General features: G+C 39.4%; 19 protein-coding genes. 18 read left to right on the top strand and 1 reads right to left on the bottom strand.

Going from position 1 to position 18,417, the window contains the following annotated elements:
• Positions 1–74: 74 nt before the first annotated feature.
• Positions 75–1,619, bottom strand: coding sequence for a carbon starvation CstA family protein (locus tag EHV10_RS03845; RefSeq protein WP_128673479.1), 1,545 nt, complete (start codon positions 1,617–1,619; stop codon positions 75–77).
• Positions 1,620–1,864: 245 nt separating this feature from the next.
• Between EHV10_RS03845 and EHV10_RS03840 the strand changes: the two genes are divergently transcribed.
• From EHV10_RS03840 to EHV10_RS03755, 18 genes are all read left to right on the top strand, one after another.
• Complete coding sequence (locus EHV10_RS03840) at positions 1,865–2,791, top strand: M14 family zinc carboxypeptidase (RefSeq protein WP_128673478.1); 927 nt, start codon at positions 1,865–1,867, stop codon at positions 2,789–2,791.
• 119 nt (positions 2,792–2,910) lie between these two features.
• Positions 2,911–3,852, top strand: coding sequence for a beta-ketoacyl-ACP synthase III (locus EHV10_RS03835; protein ID WP_007595510.1), 942 nt, complete (start codon positions 2,911–2,913; stop codon positions 3,850–3,852).
• A gap of 51 nt (positions 3,853–3,903) precedes the next feature.
• Complete coding sequence (gene acpP, locus EHV10_RS03830; RefSeq protein WP_007595511.1) at positions 3,904–4,140, top strand: acyl carrier protein; 237 nt, start codon at positions 3,904–3,906, stop codon at positions 4,138–4,140.
• 49 nt (positions 4,141–4,189) lie between these two features.
• Positions 4,190–5,128: an enoyl-[acyl-carrier-protein] reductase FabK gene (gene fabK, locus EHV10_RS03825; RefSeq protein ID WP_128673477.1), complete on the top strand. Its 939-nt coding sequence runs from the start codon at positions 4,190–4,192 to the stop codon at positions 5,126–5,128.
• 3 nt (positions 5,129–5,131) lie between these two features.
• Complete coding sequence (gene fabD / locus EHV10_RS03820) at positions 5,132–6,049, top strand: ACP S-malonyltransferase (RefSeq protein ID WP_128673476.1); 918 nt, start codon at positions 5,132–5,134, stop codon at positions 6,047–6,049.
• Entirely contained in the window at positions 6,046–6,792 is a 747-nt protein-coding gene (gene fabG / locus EHV10_RS03815) for a 3-oxoacyl-[acyl-carrier-protein] reductase (protein WP_128673475.1), read from the top strand. Before fabD ends, fabG begins: the two co-directional genes overlap by 4 nt.
• Positions 6,793–6,831: 39 nt before the next feature.
• The gene (fabF, locus tag EHV10_RS03810; RefSeq protein ID WP_007595519.1) at positions 6,832–8,067 is read left to right on the top strand and encodes a beta-ketoacyl-ACP synthase II; all 1,236 of its coding nucleotides are present in this window, start codon (positions 6,832–6,834) and stop codon (positions 8,065–8,067) included.
• Positions 8,068–8,071: 4 nt separating this feature from the next.
• Entirely contained in the window at positions 8,072–8,506 is a 435-nt protein-coding gene (gene accB, locus EHV10_RS03805) for an acetyl-CoA carboxylase biotin carboxyl carrier protein (RefSeq protein WP_128673474.1), read from the top strand.
• A 5-nt stretch (positions 8,507–8,511) separates the two neighbouring features.
• Positions 8,512–8,937, top strand: a complete 426-nt coding sequence (gene fabZ, locus EHV10_RS03800) for a 3-hydroxyacyl-ACP dehydratase FabZ (RefSeq protein WP_007595523.1) — start codon at positions 8,512–8,514, stop codon at positions 8,935–8,937.
• Positions 8,938–10,281, top strand: coding sequence for an acetyl-CoA carboxylase biotin carboxylase subunit (locus EHV10_RS03795; RefSeq protein ID WP_128673473.1), 1,344 nt, complete (start codon positions 8,938–8,940; stop codon positions 10,279–10,281).
• A gap of 24 nt (positions 10,282–10,305) precedes the next feature.
• Positions 10,306–12,006 (top strand): acetyl-CoA carboxylase, carboxyltransferase subunit beta, encoded by a 1,701-nt coding sequence (gene accD / locus EHV10_RS03790; protein WP_128673472.1) that lies wholly within the window; start codon positions 10,306–10,308, stop codon positions 12,004–12,006.
• Positions 12,007–12,023: 17 nt separating this feature from the next.
• Positions 12,024–13,205, top strand: coding sequence for an NAD(P)H-dependent flavin oxidoreductase (locus EHV10_RS03785; RefSeq protein ID WP_128673471.1), 1,182 nt, complete (start codon positions 12,024–12,026; stop codon positions 13,203–13,205).
• Positions 13,206–13,465: 260 nt separating this feature from the next.
• Positions 13,466–14,851: a serine hydrolase gene (locus tag EHV10_RS03780; protein WP_128673470.1), complete on the top strand. Its 1,386-nt coding sequence runs from the start codon at positions 13,466–13,468 to the stop codon at positions 14,849–14,851.
• 7 nt (positions 14,852–14,858) lie between these two features.
• On the top strand, positions 14,859–15,719 hold the full coding sequence (locus EHV10_RS03775; RefSeq protein ID WP_128673469.1) for a metallophosphoesterase: 861 nt from the start codon (positions 14,859–14,861) through the stop codon (positions 15,717–15,719).
• 50 nt (positions 15,720–15,769) lie between these two features.
• The gene (locus EHV10_RS03770; RefSeq protein ID WP_128673468.1) at positions 15,770–16,564 is read left to right on the top strand and encodes a segregation and condensation protein A; all 795 of its coding nucleotides are present in this window, start codon (positions 15,770–15,772) and stop codon (positions 16,562–16,564) included.
• A complete protein-coding gene (gene scpB, locus EHV10_RS03765) occupies positions 16,557–17,162 on the top strand; it encodes an SMC-Scp complex subunit ScpB (protein ID WP_128673467.1) in 606 nt (201 codons plus the stop codon). Before EHV10_RS03770 ends, scpB begins: the two co-directional genes overlap by 8 nt.
• A 1-nt stretch (position 17,163) precedes the next feature.
• Positions 17,164–17,595 carry a dUTP diphosphatase gene (locus EHV10_RS03760; protein ID WP_128673466.1) on the top strand — a complete coding sequence of 144 codons (432 nt, stop codon included), beginning with the start codon at positions 17,164–17,166 and terminating at the stop codon, positions 17,593–17,595.
• Positions 17,567–18,412, top strand: a complete 846-nt coding sequence (locus EHV10_RS03755) for a tetratricopeptide repeat protein (protein WP_128673465.1) — start codon at positions 17,567–17,569, stop codon at positions 18,410–18,412. The genes EHV10_RS03760 and EHV10_RS03755 overlap by 29 nt, the downstream gene beginning before the upstream one ends.
• Positions 18,413–18,417 lie beyond the last annotated feature (5 nt).

Raw genomic sequence — 18,417 nt, 5'->3', positions numbered from 1 at the left:
TCTAATAAAAAATAATAAAAAACTCCCAAGACAGTATTATATTACAACTGTCTTGGGAGGAGCAATAATTTTATTTACTTTACAGGATCGGCAGGAGTGAAACCACCCTTTTTACCTCTCCAGATAGTAAGAACTGCATATAAAGCGGCAATTACAGCACCGACGATATAAGCAACATTCCAGCTTAAACCGAAGCCAAGCTTTGCATTCAAGATATAGCATGCACAAATAAATGTGTAGAAGACACCCGGTATAAGGGTCATCCATGCCCACTGTCCTCTCTTATTTATTATTAAATAAATAGTAGCGGCAGCAAGTGGGAAGAGTGCCATTGTCTGGTTAGACCATGCGAAATATCTCCAAAGAATATTGAATCCCTTAGGATCAATCTTTGCCCAAACAAGGATTGCACCTACTATAACGAAAATAGGAACGGCAAGACTGAGTCTTCTTGCATTGTTATCCTGCTTGATGTGGAAAGTATCTGCAATAGTAAGTCTAAGTGCACGAAGTGCTGTATCTCCTGATGTTATAGGAAGTATAATAATACCGATAAGGGCTACGGCACCTCCGATAGGTCCAAGTGCATATCTACATACTACACCTACAACACTGGTAGGAGAAATAGCGACAAGCTCGCCTCCTTTTTGGATCATATACTGCCATACACCCTTGTCACTAAGCTGCATTGTGATACCGCCGTGCTCAGCTGTAAACTGGATAAGTGCCATTGTACCGGCAGCCCATACCATAGCTATAAATCCTTCAACAACCATCATATTGTAGAAAGTCATACGACCTTCTTTTTCGCTCTTAATTGTACGAGCTACAAGAGCTGTCTGTGATGAATGGAATCCTGAAAGGATACCGCAGGCTACAGTAACGAAGAAAATCGGAATAAAATGTCCCGCTTTAAAATATGCTGCATAGTCAAATGACTGTGTTGCCCAGCTTCCCCAAACATCTACAAGCGGATAATGGAAGATAACCATTGCACCGAATACACCAAGTGCGGAGAATACCAAAATCGCACCGAAGATAGGGTATACACGTCCTATAATCTTATCAATCGGGAAAACTGTTGCAATAAGGTAATAAACAAAAATCGCAGCGTAGATGACCCATGTTGAAACTTCTGTAGGAGCACCGCTGAAACCGAATACCTGAGTTGCGGCTATATCACCCGGTGTATAAATAAATACTGTACCTACAAGTAAAAGCAAGAGACATACAAACACGTCATAAATCCAGAATACGGTTTTACTTGTATATTTGCGAACCATCTCAGGCATCTGAGCGCCGCCGTCTCTTGTACAAATCATACCTGCAAAATAGTCGTGAACCGCACCGCCGATTACATTACCTATCGGTATTGTAAGAAGTGCTATAGGTCCGAAAAGAATACCCTGGATAGGTCCGAGAATAGGTCCTGTTCCTGCGATATTAAGTAGGTTGATAAGTGCATTTTTCCATGTAGGCATAGGAACATAGTCTACACCGTCCTGCTTAGAATAGGCCGGTGTTTCTCTGTCGTCAGGCTGAAAAACATGGTCACATAACTTGCCCATGATAAGCCCGCCTACGATTAGAATCACAAGGCCGATCATAAATGTTGCCATAGAAAATTCCTCTCTTTCTATCTATGTTTAATTAATACATAATAAACATACTACTTGAAAATAAGTTTTTCAAGTTTTTTTAATAAAATATGGAAATATCTTTCATAAAAAAATAAAAATTATAGAAAAACAGACAGCTGTCTTTTATTTGAACAAATAATAATAAATGAAAAAATATATGGTTAGATGCGACTAACTATGCTAATATAACATAAAAACTTAGTGTGTTCGGAAATGAGGAATCTGTGAAAATAGGAGATATTCTGATAAATAAAGGGGAAAAGAAAAAATTCACACTTGGGAATATAAGCGGAACAGCTTTTTGTGGGAGAAATACAGGAAAAACTTTAGTTATAACCGCAGGAGTACATGGCGGAGAATATGTGGGAATAGAAACAGCTCTAAGACTTATAAAAGAACTTGAAGCTGAAAAATTATCCGGAAATATTATTATCTGCCCTGTTTTAAATACCGACGGATTTTATGACGGAGTAAAACAGATATCCACATCAGATTATAAAAATTTAAACAGGGAATTTCCGGGTGATGAAAAAGGTACAAGTACACAAAGGATTGCTTTTGACATAGAAAAATATCTCTACCCGACAGCTGATTTTATAGTGGATTTGCATGGGGGAGATATTAATGAGAATCTCATTCCTCTTATCTTCTTTCCTTACGGTTCCGGTGAAGATATGAAAAACTATGTGAGAGATATAGCTTCGAGAATGAGCGTGAATTTTAGAGTCGGCTCCTACGCATCCAACGGACTCTACAGCTATGCCACAAAGAAAAACATTCCCGCAATGCTCTATGAAAGGGGGGAACATGGTATATGGAGTGAAGATGATGTGCTTGCCGAAAAAGAAGATATATATAAGCTTATGGAGATGCTTGGGATAATAAAAGATGGGCATGATATAAGTGTAAATAAAAAACAAAAAGAGATAGTGAGTGTAGAGTATGTAGAGGCGGAGTGTGACGGGCTTTGGTATCCTTATATTAAACAGGGACAGAGAGTAAAAAAGGGAGAACTGCTTGGAGTATTAAAAAATATTGAAGGAGAAAAGCTTCAGGTAGTTGTGGCAAAATTTGATGCGGATATTTTATACTATACATTATCCTTGGGGGTCAGAAAGAAAGATGCATTAATAGCATACGGAACTGAATGAACAAATCACTTGACAAATTTATGTAGTAAAATTAAAATACTTTGAGTATCAAACTATTTGCTTTGGTATTCAAAGTATTTTTTATTTTGATGAAAGTCTTATGAAAGGACTTATGAAGGATGAAGATAGCACTTGCAGGAACAGGCTCAAAGCTGCCTTCTAAGGTTTTGACAAATGATGATTTGAGTAAAATCGTAGATACAAGTGATGAGTGGATCAGCCAAAGAACCGGAATCAAAAAAAGACATATCATAGGTGAAAATGAAAATCTGGTAAGTCTGGCATTTGCAGCCGGAAAAGAAGCATTAGAATCTGCAAATATTGACGGCAAGGATTTGGGACTTATTATAGTGGGTACATCAACTCAGGATAAGAGACTCCCCAATACCGCATGTGAGTTACAGCCTCTACTTGGTGCAAAGGACTGTGCATGTATGGATGTAAGCTCCGCATGTTCCGGATTTATATATGCGCTGAGTATTGCATATTCAATGATGAATACTCTGGATATTGAGTATGCTCTTGTAGTAGGCGGTGATGTACTTTCAAGAGAGATGGATTGGACTGACAGAACCACCTGTGTACTTTTCGGTGACGGTGTGGGAGCCGCGGTACTCAAGAAGGCGGATATAGAAGAGGGATTTTTAAGCTTTGATATCGGAGCTGACGGAAGTAAGGGATTTGCACTGTATGATAATTCTTACGGTGATGACAGATATATAAGAATGGACGGACAAGAAGTCTTTAAATTCACTGTCAGGACGGTACCTCACAGCATTGAACAGGCTATACAAAAGGCAGGGGTACATAAGGATGATATAGATTTATATCTTTTACATCAGGCAAATTTGAGAATACTTGAGGCCGTATCCAAAAAGCTGGATATACCTCTTGAAAAGTTACCTCACAATCTGGAAAATACCGGAAATACTTCAGCAGGAAGTATCCCTTTATTGCTTGATGAGGTAATAAAAAAAGGCATTGCAAAAAAAGGTGATTTGATTTTGCTTTGTGGATTCGGAGCAGGATTAACCTGGGGAACTTGTGTATTAAGATTGTAATTATTTTACAACTTAAATATAAAATAAACATTTAAAAGGATGGAGAAAATTATGTCAGAGAAAATGAAATCAATTATTGCAGAGCAGTTAAATATCGATGCATCAGAAATCACATTGGAGTCAAGCTTCAAGGATGATTTAAATGCAGACTCACTTGACCTTTTTGAGATGGTAATGGCACTTGAGGATAACTATGGTGTTGAGATACCTTCTGAGGATTTAGAGAAGCTTTTAACTGTAGGTGATGTGGTAAATTACCTTAAGGACAAGGGCGTAGATAATTTATAAAAAATAAAAAACGCCTACGGGCGTTTTCTTAAAAAGGCAGAGGAAATTAATGCAAACAGAAATAACAAAACTATTAGGTATAGAATATCCGATAATTCAAGGCGGTATGGCATGGGTTGCCGAGCATCATTTGGCTGCAGCGGTAAGTGCTGCAGGCGGACTTGGACTTATTGGCGGGGCAAATGCACCGGCAGAGGTTGTAAGAAATGAAATAAGAGAGGCAAGAAAGCTTACAGATAAGCCTTTTGGAGTAAATGTAATGCTTATGTCACCTCATGCGGAAGAAATTGCCAAGGTAGTTGTGGAAGAAGGTATAAAGGTAGTTACTACAGGCGCAGGCTCACCTGAGAAGTATATGCAGATGTGGAAGGAAGCCGGAATAGTGGTAATTCCCGTAGTTGCAAGTGTTGCACTTGCAAGAAGAATGGAAAGATGCGGAGCTGACGCCGTTGTAGCCGAGGGTACCGAAAGTGGAGGCCATATAGGTGAAGCTACTACAATGACTTTGGTTCCACAGGTTGTAAATGCGGTAAATATTCCTGTTATTGCGGCAGGAGGTATTGCAGACGGAAGAGGTTTGGCTGCGGCACTTATGCTTGGAGCAAAGGCTGTACAGATAGGAACAAGATTTGTGGTTGCAAATGAGTCTATTGTACATGAAAACTACAAAGACAGGGTAATTGCCGCAAAGGATATCGATTCGGCCGTAACAGGCAGAAGTCACGGACATCCGGTAAGAAGTTTAAGAAATGCTATGACCAGAGAATACACTAAGCTTGAAGCTGAAGGAAAGAGTTTTGAGGAACTTGAGTACTTGACTCTCGGTACACTCAGAAAAGCTGTTATGGAGGGTGATATTGTAAACGGAACAGTTATGGCAGGTCAGATAGCAGGACTTATAAACAAAAAGCAAAGTGCAAAAGAAATCATTGACGAGATAATGAGTGAGGCAACTAATCTTTTAAAGAATGCAGGGAGCTTAGTATAAATTATGAAGATAGCATTTTTATTCCCGGGACAGGGAGCTCAAAAACAAAATATGGGCAAGAGTTTTTATGAAAATGATGCGGATTCAAGGGCGGTTTTTGACAGTGTAAAAACAGTCACGGGGATAGATGCATGTGATCTGATTTTCAAAGAAAATGATGAATTAAACAATACAAGATATACACAGATAGCCATGGTGGCAACAGGTATTGCCATGTTAAAGGCTGTAGAAAAAGCGGGACTTAAGGCTGATATATGTGCAGGTTTAAGCCTTGGAGAATATGAAGCACTGTATTTAAGCGGTGCTATAAGTGCTGAGGATGCCATTTCGGTAGTGGACAAAAGAGGTCAGTACATGTCGGAAATAAAGGGTGGTGCAATGAGTGCTGTACTTTCACTTGATAGCGAGACCATCAAGTCTGTAGTTGATGAGATAGACGGATGTTGGGTGGCAAATTATAACTGCCCGGGACAGACTGTAATATCAGGAACCGAAGAAGCGGTTGCCCTTGCAGGCGAAAAATTAAAAGAAGCCGGAGCAAAAAGAGTACTGCCTTTAAAGGTAAGCGGTGCTTTTCACTCAGGACTTATGAAAGAAGCCGGAGAAAAACTTTCAAAAGTACTGGATGGTGTTGAAATAAGAGATATTCAGATACCTTATGTGGCAAATATCAATGCGCAAATTGTTACAGATAAGAATGATATCAAGAAAAATTTGATAGATCAGGTATCCGGAAGTGTACATTTGGAACAGAGCATAAGAAAAATGATTGAATGGGGTGTTGATACCTTTGTAGAAATCGGACCGGGAAAGACCATGGCAGGTTTTGTAAAGAAAATTGATCCGGAGGTAAAAATCTTCAATATCGAAGAGTATGCGGATGTGGCAAGTGTTTGTAGTCAGATTTTGGAGGCAAAATGAAAAGATTAGAAGGCAAAACAGCTCTGGTAACAGGTGCAGGAAGAGGCATCGGAGCCGCTATAGCAAAGAAACTGGCAGCTGACGGAGCACTGGTATATATAAATTATGCGGCATCAAGTGAGGCCGCAAAAAGTGTTGCAAAAGAGATAGAGGATAATGGCGGAAGTGCAAAAATCTGCCAATGCGATATATCGGATTATGAGAGCACCAAGCAGATGATTGAAAATATCATTTCAGAGGACGGTGCGGTGGATATATTGGTAAATAATGCCGGTATTACAAAAGATAATCTGATGATGAGAATGAAACCTGAAGAGTTTGATGCGGTAATAGCAACCAATTTAAAGGGAAGCTTTAATACCATGCAGGTGGTTTCAAAATACATGATTAAGAAAAGAGCCGGAAGAATAATAAATATTTCTTCCGTTAGCGGTGTGATGGGCAATGCAGGACAGATAAACTATGCGGCATCAAAGGCAGGAGTTATAGGAATGACAAAGACTGCAGCAAGAGAGATGGCAAGCAGAAATATTACCGTAAATGCCATAGCACCGGGATATATAAGAACAGATATGACGGATGCCATGACAGATGATGCCAAGGCAAAAATCAATTCATTTATTCCGTTGGGATATCAGGGTGAGGTAGAGGATATTGCAAATATGGTGGCATACCTTGCCGGTGAAGAGGGCAGATATATTACAGGTCAGGTCATCAAAATAGATGGCGGAATGAGTATGTAATTAATAAGGATTGAAAGAACAACCAAAAAAGAGGTGACTATGAGAAGAAGAGTTGTTATTACAGGATTGGGAGCTATCACACCGATAGGTCTTAATGTCAATGATTTTTGGAAAAATATAAAAGCGGGTGTACACGGTATAGGACCTATAACATACTTTGATACAACCGACTATAAGGCAAAGCTTGCAGCTGAAGTAAAGGACTTTGATGCCAAGAACTATATGGATCCAAAATCTGCCAGAAGAATGGAGCAGTTTTCACAGTTTGCAGTAGCGGCAACAAAAGAGGCTATTGAAGATGCAAAGCTTGATATGTCAAAGGAAGATCCTTATATGGTAGGAGTTGCGGTAGGATCGGGAATCGGATCGCTGCAGGCTATGGAAAAGGAATACGGAAAGCTTTTGGAAAAAGGACCAAGCAGAGTGGCACCTCTTTTGGTACCTATGATGATTTCAAATATGGCGGCAGGTAATGTAGCGATTGCCTATGGATGTAAAGGAAAGAATATAAATGTAGTAACGGCTTGTGCCACAGGAACAAACTGTATAGGTGAGGCATTCAGATCCATCGTTTACGGAGAGGCTGATGTAATGCTTGCAGGAGGTACGGAAAGCTCCATCACTCCTATCGGTGTGGCGGGATTTACTTCACTCACAGCACTTAATACGGTAGATGATCCGGACAGAGCATCAATACCTTTTGATAAGGACAGAAACGGATTTATCATGGGAGAGGGAGCAGGCGTTTTGGTTTTAGAAGAACTTGAGCATGCTAAAAAAAGAGGTGCACATATATATGCCGAGATGGCAGGATACGGTGCAACCTGTGATGCATTCCATATTACTTCACCTGCAGAAGACGGCTCGGGCGCTGCAAAGGCTATGGAGCTTGCAATAAAGGATGCAGGTATGAAGCCTGAGGATATTGACTATGTAAATGCACATGGTACAGGAACTCACCACAATGATTTATTTGAGACCAAGGCAATAAAGACCGCCCTTGGTGAGCATGCAAATAAAGTGGGAATAAGCTCTACAAAGTCAATGGTAGGACATCTTCTCGGTGCAGCCGGAGGTGTTGAGGCAATTGTATGTGTAAAGTCTATAGAAGACGGATTTATGCACAAGAATGTGGGACTTATAAATAAAGATCCGGAGTGCGATCTGGACTTTTTGACAGAGTCAAAAGAGGTGGAAGTTAACGGAACAATAAGCAATTCCCTTGGCTTTGGCGGTCACAATGCAAGTATAGTTATAAAAAAATTCGTGGAGTAAACCTATGAAGATAGATGAGATTATAAAACTTATAGAGACAGTAAGTAAGAATGATGTTGATACATTAAACTATGCTACAGATTCCGAAAAAATTGTTATAAAGAAAAATAAAACAAAGCTTGTAGCAGGAGAGGTTCAGGCCGTACCGGTGGCACAGAGCGTAAGTTTTGAAGCTGCAAACACGGTAGAGAACACAAAGGTTGCAGGTCATACCGTAACATCACCGCTTGTAGGAACTTTCTACAGTGCACCTTCACCTGATTCACCAAGCTTTGTAAATGTAGGTGACAGAGTAAAGAAAGGTCAGGTAATAGGTGTCATTGAGGCAATGAAACTGATGAATGAGCTTGAGAGTGACTTTGACGGTGTTGTAAAAGAGATCCTTGTTAAGGATGAGGATGTGGTAGAGTTCGGACAGCCACTGTTTATTTTGGAGTAAAGATTATGTTGGGAATCAAGGAAATTCAAGAGATAATACCTCACAGACATCCATTTTTACTTATTGACTGTATTGAGGAGCTGGAGCCGGGCAAAAAAAGCGTCGGATACAAATGTATAACATATAATGAGTCTCAGTTTTTGGGACATTTTCCCGAGGAGCCTGTAATGCCGGGCGTACTTATGATAGAGGCGCTTGCACAAACAGGAGCGGTTGCTATTCTCTCAGTACCTGAAAATAAGGGAAAGACAGCATATTTCGGAGCTATAAATTCTGCTAAATTCAAAAGAAAAGTTGTTCCGGGAGATAAGCTTAAATTATCTTGTGAGATAATCAGATCAAAAGGAAGAATTGGAATAGGTAAAGCTATAGCAAGTGTGGACGGTGAGATAGCGGTTGATGCCGAACTTACCTTTATCATTGGAGAATAAATGTTTAGAAAAGTATTGATAGCAAACAGAGGAGAGATTGCAGTCAGAATAATCAGAGCGCTTAGAGAAATGGGTATTATAAGTGTTGCCGTATATTCTGAGGCGGATAGAGACAGCTTACATACGATGCTTGCAGATGAGGCTATTTGTATAGGACCTGCACCTGCGATGAAGAGCTATCTTGATATGGAGAGGATACTCAGTGCGGCCGTTACAACAGGTGCCGAGGCCATTCATCCGGGATTCGGATTTTTATCGGAAAATGAAAAGTTTGCAAGACTTTGCACTGAAGTAGGAATAAAGTTTATCGGACCTAAATCTGAAACAATTGCTAAGCTTGGCGATAAAGCTGTAGCCAGAGCAACAATGCAGAAGGCACATATTCCTGTAATACCGGGAACTGACGGAAGTGTCAAGGATGTGAATGAGGCATTAAAGCTTGCCAAAAAAGTAGGTTTCCCTGTAATGATCAAGGCGGCTCTTGGCGGAGGCGGAAAGGGCATGAGAATATCAAGAAGCGAAGACGATTTTGCCGAGAATTTTATGACTGCAAAAGCGGAGGCGCTTAAGGGCTTTTCCGACGACTCCATGTATATTGAAAAATATATAGAAAGACCGAGACATATAGAGTTCCAGATTTTGGCCGACAGCTATGGAAATGTAATACATCTCGGTGAAAGAGATTGTTCCATACAAAGAAGACATCAAAAGGTGTTGGAGGAGGCGCCGTCAGTATTTCTTGACAGTAAGCTCAGAGAAAAGATGGGAAAGGCTGCCGTAAGTGCGGCAAAGGCTGCAGGATATGAGAACGCCGGAACCATTGAGTTTTTGGTAGATAAGAATAAGAACTTCTACTTTATGGAAATGAATACAAGAATACAGGTAGAACATCCCGTAACAGAGATGATTACCGGTATGGATCTGATAAAGGAGCAGATCAGAGTAGCTGCGGGAGAGAAGCTTTCCGTTACTCAAAAGGATGTGAAGATTGAAGGACATTCCATAGAGTGCAGAATAAATGCCGAAAACCCGGATAAGAATTTTGCACCTTCTCCGGGAAGAATTGAGAGTATGCATTTGCCGGGCGGTAACGGTGTAAGAATAGATACACATATTTATGAAGATTACACAGTATCACCTTTTTATGATTCCATGCTTTTAAAATTGATAGTTCATGGAAAGAACAGGCAGGAAGCTATTGCAAAGATGAGATCCGCTCTTGGTGAGATAGTAATAGAGGGTGTGGATACAAATATAGACTTTAACTATGAGATTATTAATAATCCGTACTTTATAGATGCTGATATAGATACTTCATTTATAGAAAAACAGTTTAAAATGTAGCAATGAAAGTTTTGAGGTGTTGTCATGTTTAGAAATATGTTTAAAAAGACATATGCAAAGATAGAACCGGAAAGTGAAAAGATAGATATCCCGGAGGGACTTTGGAAAAAGTGCAGAATCTGTAAAGAGCCGATTTTTGCTGAAGATGTAAAGTCAAATTTTTACACATGTCCGAAATGCGGCGGATATTTCAGAGTTCATGCATACAGAAGAATAGAAATGCTTGTGGATGACGGAAGTTTCATCGAGTGGAATAAGACAATGCCTATATCAAATCCTTTGGATTTCCCGGATTATGAGACTAAGCTTGAAGAGGAAAGACAAAAGAGCAAGCTCAATGAAGCTGTAGTTACAGGAGAGGCTACTATAGGTAATGTAAGAACAGCTATAGCCGTATGTGATGCAAGATTTATGATGTCTTCCATGGGAAGAGTGGTTGGAGAAAAGATAACGGCAGCAGTGGAAAAGGCTACAGAAGAGAAAATGCCGATTATTATTTACTCCTGTTCAGGCGGTGCCAGAATGCAGGAGGGTATGATTTCACTTATGCAGATGGCAAAGACCTCAGCAGCATTAAAAAGACACCATGAGGCAGGGCAGCTTTTTATAAGCGTCCTTACAGATCCTACTATGGGAGGAGTAAGTGCTTCATTTGCAATGCTTGGTGATATCATACTGGCAGAGCCTAAGGCTCTTATAGGGTTTGCAGGTCCGAGAGTAATTGCACAGACTATAGGTACAAAGCTGCCGGAAGGTTTCCAGAGTGCAGAGTTTTTACTTGAGCACGGATTTATAGATGCTATAGTAGAAAGATCGGAGCAAAGAAGTGTCTTAAAGAAGATACTAAGAGCTCATACCTCAGGATTTAAGAAAGTTGCACGTAAGGAAAGTCAGGATGAAAATACCGAAAAGGTCACAGAGAAACGCACGAAGGTAAAGGCACCGAAGACTGCATGGGACAGTGTACTCTTATCAAGAAGACCTGACAGACCTACCGCAAAGGATTATATCGACAGACTGTTCAGTTTCTTTTTGGAACTACATGGAGACAGACTCTCGGGAGATGACGGTGCAATTATCGGCGGTATAGCAAACTACTATGGAAAACCTGTAATGGTTGTGGCAGAGCAAAAAGGTAAGAGCATAAAGGAAAATAAAATCAGAAACTTCGGTATGCCCAATCCGAGCGGATATCGTAAGGCGCTAAGACTTATTAAGCATGCGCAGAAGTTTAATATGCCAATCATATGCATAGTGGATACTCCGGGAGCATTTTGCGGAATAGAAGCCGAGGAGAAGGGACAGGCCGAGGCAATAGCAAGAGCACTCTTTGAAATGAGCGATATGACAGTACCTATACTTTCTGTTGTAATAGGTGAAGGAGGATCCGGAGGTGCACTTGCACTTGCCGTAGCCAATGAAGTTTGGATGCTTGAACATTCCATATATTCAATACTTTCACCTGAAGGTTTTGCTTCAATACTTTATAAAGATGCAAAAAAGAACAAAGAGGCTGCAGAGGTTATGAAGATTACCTCAAAAGAACTTTTAGGCTTAGGAGTAATAGACAGAGTTATAAAGGAAGAATTACCTTTGACTGTAGATACAATGGATACTGTAATAGAAGAAATGGTTTCAAATATGGACGATTTCTTTGAGAAGAATTCTTCAAAATCCAAGGAAGAAATTGCAGAGGACAGATATAACAGATTCAGGAAGTTTTAAATAGCTGAAAGGGAAATATGGAATTCTTAAAAATAGGTGATAAAAGTTTGCTCTACCCCATTATCCAAGGAGGTATGGGTGTAGGAATAAGCCTTTCATCCCTTGCGGCACATGTGGCTGGCAATGGAGGAATGGGAATTATATCAACGGCACAGATCGGATTCAGAGAGGATGATTTTTATAAAAATCCTATAGAAGCAAATCTTCGTGCCGTAAAGACCGAACTTCAAAAAGCCAGAGATATAGCGGCGGAAGTATTTGAAAACAGATTTAAGGTTTCAAAACAGGCTTCTAAATTCTTGGAAAAATTAAAAAATTATAATCCTTTTATAGGTTTTAATATAATGGTAGCAACAAATAAATATGCGGACTATGTAATAGAAGCTGTAAAAGCCGGTGCGGATATTATAATATCCGGAGCCGGACTGCCTATAGAATTGCCGGAGCTTGTAGCAAAAGGACAGGCCTTAAGCGAAAACGCAAAAAAGACCTGTATTGCACCGATAGTATCAAGCAGAAAAAGTGCAAAAGTCATTTTAAAGATGTGGGACAGAAAATATAACACTACAGCGGATGCTGTAGTAATAGAAGGACCGCTTGCAGGTGGACATCTTGGATTTTCCTATGATGAGCTTCATGAGCTTGGTGCCGATACCATGGCAAGTAAAAATTATAAAAGAGAAAAGTATGATGTCGAAATAAAGGATATAATAGAAGAAGTAAAAATCTATGAAGAAAAATTCGGCAAAAAGATTCCGGTATTCGTAGCAGGCGGCATATATACCAAAGAAGATATGGATCATGCCATAAGTCTGGGTGCGGACGGAGTACAGATGGGTACAAGATTTGTTACCACATATGAATGTGATGCACCGGATGATTACAAGCAGACCTATATTGATGCAAAAGAAGAAGATATAGTTATCACAAAATCGCCTGTAGGTATGCCGGGAAGAGCTATAAGAAATGACTTTATGGATAGACTGAAAGAAGGTCCTATACCGATAAGACATTGTCACAACTGTCTGTCATTGTCGGTATGTGACAGAAAGACTATACCGTATTGTATAACCGATGCACTGTGTTGTGCTGCAAACTCGGATGAAAGTCATGCATTGCTTTTTTGCGGTTCAAATGCTTACAGAGCTACAGCGCTGGAGCATGTGGAAGATATAATGAAAGAGCTTACGGAAAAATAAATAATTAAGATTTAATAAGATTCGGACTTTAAACGGTTCGAATTTTTGTATTTACGTAAAAGTATGGAACATATTTAGATATAAATGTTCATTGATTTTCAGTTAGATTTTTATTAGACTGTTAAAGATACTTTACCTCTAAAATATAGTTTAGCATAAAGTAACAGGTATGTAAGGTTATTTTAATACATATGTTCAATATTTGTGATATAGTATTAATAAGTTAGAGGGTAAATTTTAAAATTAAAGTGAGTATAAAAATGAAAATCAAAAAAATTATAGCCGGCGGCCTGTCGATATTATTGTCGGTGGGTGTGATAACTTTTGCGCCGGGGAACGGAATGGTAACATATGCAGCTACTCCTCCAAACATAGCATCACAGGGAGCTGCACTTTACAATGCAAATACAGGTGAGTTTCTGTATGAAAAAGATGGAAATAAGCAGTTTTTCCCTGCCTCAATCACTAAGATTATGACAACATTGCTTGCTTTGGAGCAGGCCGATCTTGATGACACGGTGGTGTTTTCAAAGAGTGCTACTACAAATCTGGAATCGGGAGCTACAAACTTAGGTGTAGTAGAAGGTGACAGAATAAGTGTAAGAGATGCACTTTACGGAACTATGCTTGCATCTGCAAATGAGGTTGCAAACGGACTTGCCGAGCATGTAGGAGGTTCAATACCGGGCTTTGCAAATATGATGAATGCCAGAGCCAGAGAAATAGGTGCAAAAAACACAAATTTTGTAAATCCGAGCGGTTTGAACAATCAAAACCATAAGACTACAGCCAAGGATATGGCATTGATTGCGGCTGAAGCATTCAGAAATCCTAATTTCAGAGCTATTGCCGGTACAAGATATTATACATTTCCGGCAATTCAGAGAAATCCTGCAAAGTCAATTGCAATGCATCATAAGATGATTCAGACCAATGACAACAGGTTTTATCCGGGTGTAATAGGCGGAAAGACCGGATATACAAAGAGTGCGGGAAATACTTTGGTAACATGTGCGGAGAGAAACGGTGTAAGACTGGTAGTCGTAATACTTAAGAGTCAGGGAACTCATTATACCGATACAAGAGCATTGCTTGATTACGGCTTTGCGATAGCTTCAACAGGCGGTGTGGATATTGCATCAAAAGATGTAAGTGTAAAAAAGAGTATTACAGGGGCCGCAGTGCAGGCTGAAAAAAAGGAAGTTGTTGAAAGAACAGAATCTGCACAGCAAGTTCAGGTAACAAATGCGGACAGTGCAAAAGTTGATGCCGCACCGAAGTCAATTGCCACATCTGATGTAAGAGCTGAAAACTACGGTCCGGGTATGGCCCCTGATATAGGTTGGAAAGAGAGCAACGGAAGCTGGTTTTATGTAAAATCAGATAAAACAAGTGCCAGAGCGGAAGTTTTAAATATTAACGGAAAGAAATACTGGTTTGATGCAGACGGCAAAATGGCAAGAGGCTGGAGACAGGATACAAACGGTTCATGGTATTTTATGGAGGATTCCGGAGCTATGGATTCTTCAGGCTGGCTTAAGTACAACGGACTATGGTATTATTTGGGAAGTGATGGTAAAATGTTGACAAATACCACCACACCTGACGGATACACTTTAAACAGTAACGGCGTTTGGGTAAGCTAGGAGTTTGATGAAAAATATATTTTCTAAAATTATAGGATTAGGAGCAGTGGGGAGTATTTCCTTACTGCTCCGTTCTTTTTATGAAAGAAAGAACTTTAAAACAGTACAATATAGTATAGGCAGTGAAAAGATTGAGAGTGAAAAGAAAATAGTCTTTTTAACAGATTTACACAATAACAGTTTCGGAAAAAATAATGAAAAGCTCCTTGCGGCTATAGAGGACATATCGCCTGATTTGGTGCTTATAGGCGGTGATATGATAACCGTAAAGAGTAGACTCGGTATAGAGAATGTGCTGCCTCTTTTAAAAAGACTTTCAAGTAAGTATAAATGTATATATGCCAACGGAAATCATGAACAAAGACTGAGTGAGAATAAATTCGGATTAAATTACAGGCAGTATAAGCAGATAATGGAGGATATGGGGATAGTATATCTTTCAAATAAAAGCTATGATTTAGATGATAATATGTGCGTTCACGGATTGGACCTTGAGAGAAAATATTATTTGAGAAGATTTAAAAAGCCTCTGGATCCCGGTTATATAAATAAGCGCATAAGTATAGATGAATCAAAGTTTAATATTTTATTGGCACATTCACCTCTGTTTGTAAAAGACTATGCAGACAGTCATGTGGATTTGGCACTTGCAGGACATTTTCACGGTGGAACGATAAGGTTTCCTTGTGGAGTAGGAGTGATGACACCACAGTTTCATTTCTTTAACAGATTGGTTGTAGGAATGAAAAAAGTCGGAAATATGGTTCAGATAATCGGAGCGGGACTTGGAACTCACAGTATAAATATCAGATTAAATGACATGTCGGAGCTGATAGTGATTAATCTTAAATGTCGCAATAAATCTTAAAATTTGGTACAATAGTAAGGTTGAGTGATATCTATATATGAGAGGTGAGTATGGAGATTTCATACAAATTGGAGAGATTTGAAGGACCGCTGGATTTACTTTTATATCTTATAGAAAGGGATAGAATAGATATATATGATATTCCAATCGTGAGTATAACTGAGCAGTATTTAAACTATATGAACGAGCTGGAAACCGATGACCTTGAATTGATGAGCGAATTTATTGTGATGGCAACCACGCTTCTTGATATAAAAGCTAAGATGCTTTTACCGCTTGAAGAGGACGAGGAAACAAAGGAAATCATTGACCCTAGAGCGGAGCTCGTGGCAAGGCTTTTGGAATATAAAAAATATAAGATGATGGCAAATGAGCTTGCCGGAAGATACTTTGATGCCGGGAAAATACTTTTTAAGGAGCCGAGTATACCTGCAGAAGTGGAAGAGTACAAGGAGCCTGTAAACTTGGATGAGCTTTTCGGAGATTTAAATCTACACAAGCTAAAAGAAGTATTTGACCGTGTAATGAAGCAAAAGGAAAACAGGATCGATAAGGTAAGAAGTAATTTCGGTACTATAAAAAAGGAACCTGTATCTTTGGAAACAAAGATACAGGAGGTTATGGCATATGCCAGAAAGCACAGAAAATTTACTTTCAGATCGTTACTTGAAAGTCAGGTAACCAAGCTTGAAGTTGTGGTTACATTTTTAAGTGTACTGGAACTTATGAAAATAGGTAAAATAGCTCTTTTACAGGAGGAGACTTTCGGAGAAATGCAAATAGAAACTTTGGAGGAAGAGGGAAAGGAGGAGACGCTGGATCTTAGCGATATATTAGATGGCTAAATTGAGTAAAACAGAAGCGGCGATTGAGGCAATACTTTTTGCCTTGGGAACATCTGTAGAAATAAGACAATTATGTGCCGCTCTTGATATGAAAGAGAGCGAAGTGATTCAAAATCTCGAATCTTTAAAAGCAAAGTATAATAATGATAACAGAGGAATACAGATAATTGATTTGGGGGATTGTGTTCAGATGTGTACAAAGACGGAGTACTATGAACAACTTATAAAGGTATGTAAGACACCAAAAAAGCAGGTGCTTACCGATGCCATGCTTGAGACATTATCAATTATTGCCTACAAGCAACCTATTACAAAGGCTGAAATAGAACGTATAAGAGGCGTCTCATCGGACTATGTGGTTAGCAGGCTGGTAGAGTTCGGACTTGTTTACGAAGCCGGAAAACTGGATGCACCCGGAAGACCTTCACAGTTTGCCACTACGGAGGAATTCCTTCGAAGATTTGGAGTGGAGTCAAAAGAATCATTGCCAAGACTCAATTCTGATCTTGAAGCCGAGATAGTGCATGAGGTTGAGGAAGAGACCGGATGGAAGTTCGGCTTTGAAAGTGAAATAAATACGGCAGGGGAAGATAATTAATATGAAAATAAAGATAAAATATTTCAGTGAGAATATTGAGAAACTGAAATTTATAGACGGAAAAAGTGACTGGATAGATTTAAGAGCCGCTGAAAGAGTTGAGATGAAGTCGGGTGATTACAAGCTTATCAGGCTTGGAGTGGGAATGGAATTGCCACTTGGATATGAAGCATTGGTGGTACCGAGAAGTTCCACTTTCAAAAACTTCGGAATCTTACAGACTAACTCAATGGGAGTTATCGATGAGTCATATTGCGGTGACAATGATGAATGGAGATTTCCAGCATTGGCAATGAGAGATACAGTTATAGAAGTAAATGACAGGATATGCCAGTTCAGAATAATCAAGCATCAGGATGCATTTGAATTTGAAGAAGTGAATAAATTGGATGGAGTAGACAGAGGTGGCTTTGGCAGTACGGGGAAAAATTAAAAAGATATTTATATTAGGCGTATTATCTATTGTTTTACTAAGCGGTTGTGGTGCAAATGAAAAGAAATACTTTGAAAGCGGCAAGGCTTTACTTGAAGAAGGGAAATATGCACAAGCTGTAGAAGTCTTTGATAAGGCGATAGGCGTACATGGAAGCAAGAATATCAGAGGTCTTGAAATAGATATACTCAGATACAGAGCGGAAGCAGAGTATAAAGCCGGAGATTACAAGGCTGCAGAGCATACATACAGACTTCTTATATCTGCGGATGAAGAAAGAGTAGAATACTTGGATATGCTGGCTATCATATATACTAAACTCAGCAATGTAGATATGGATATAGATATAGCAGATGCCGCTGCAATGTATGATAAGGCACAGAGTCTGGATGACAGAAGTGAACTTCATATCAATGCCGGTATCAGTATAGTACAGTATTATGAGGATATGTATGGCAAGAGTTCAGATTCATCATATCTTGATAAGGCCGAGGAGTTTCTTGAAAATCAGTTAAAAGAAACCAATAGAAAGAATGCCAAGGTATTGGCAGTCTATGCAAAGCATATGTCAAAGAGAGAAGATTACGAAAAGGCACTTGAAGCCGTTGAAGAGGGTATGGCACTTTTGGAAAATAAGACTTTAAATGCACATGATGATGAGACATTAAAGTCTTTGATGTTTTCAAAAGGATCATGCTATGAATATATGAGCGATTATAATAAGGCTTTGGAATGCTTCAATGCATATATTGAAAAATACGGTGAGGACGAAGCGGTCTCTCACGAAGTGGCTTTTTTAAAGTCAAGAATCAGATAGGTAGT

It is taken from the genome of Lachnoanaerobaculum gingivalis (assembly GCF_003862475.1).
GTDB classification, from domain to species: Bacteria; Bacillota; Clostridia; order Lachnospirales; family Lachnospiraceae; genus Lachnoanaerobaculum; species Lachnoanaerobaculum gingivalis.
Note: the sequence above shows the minus strand (reverse complement) of the source record. Positions and strands in the feature narration are given on the sequence as shown.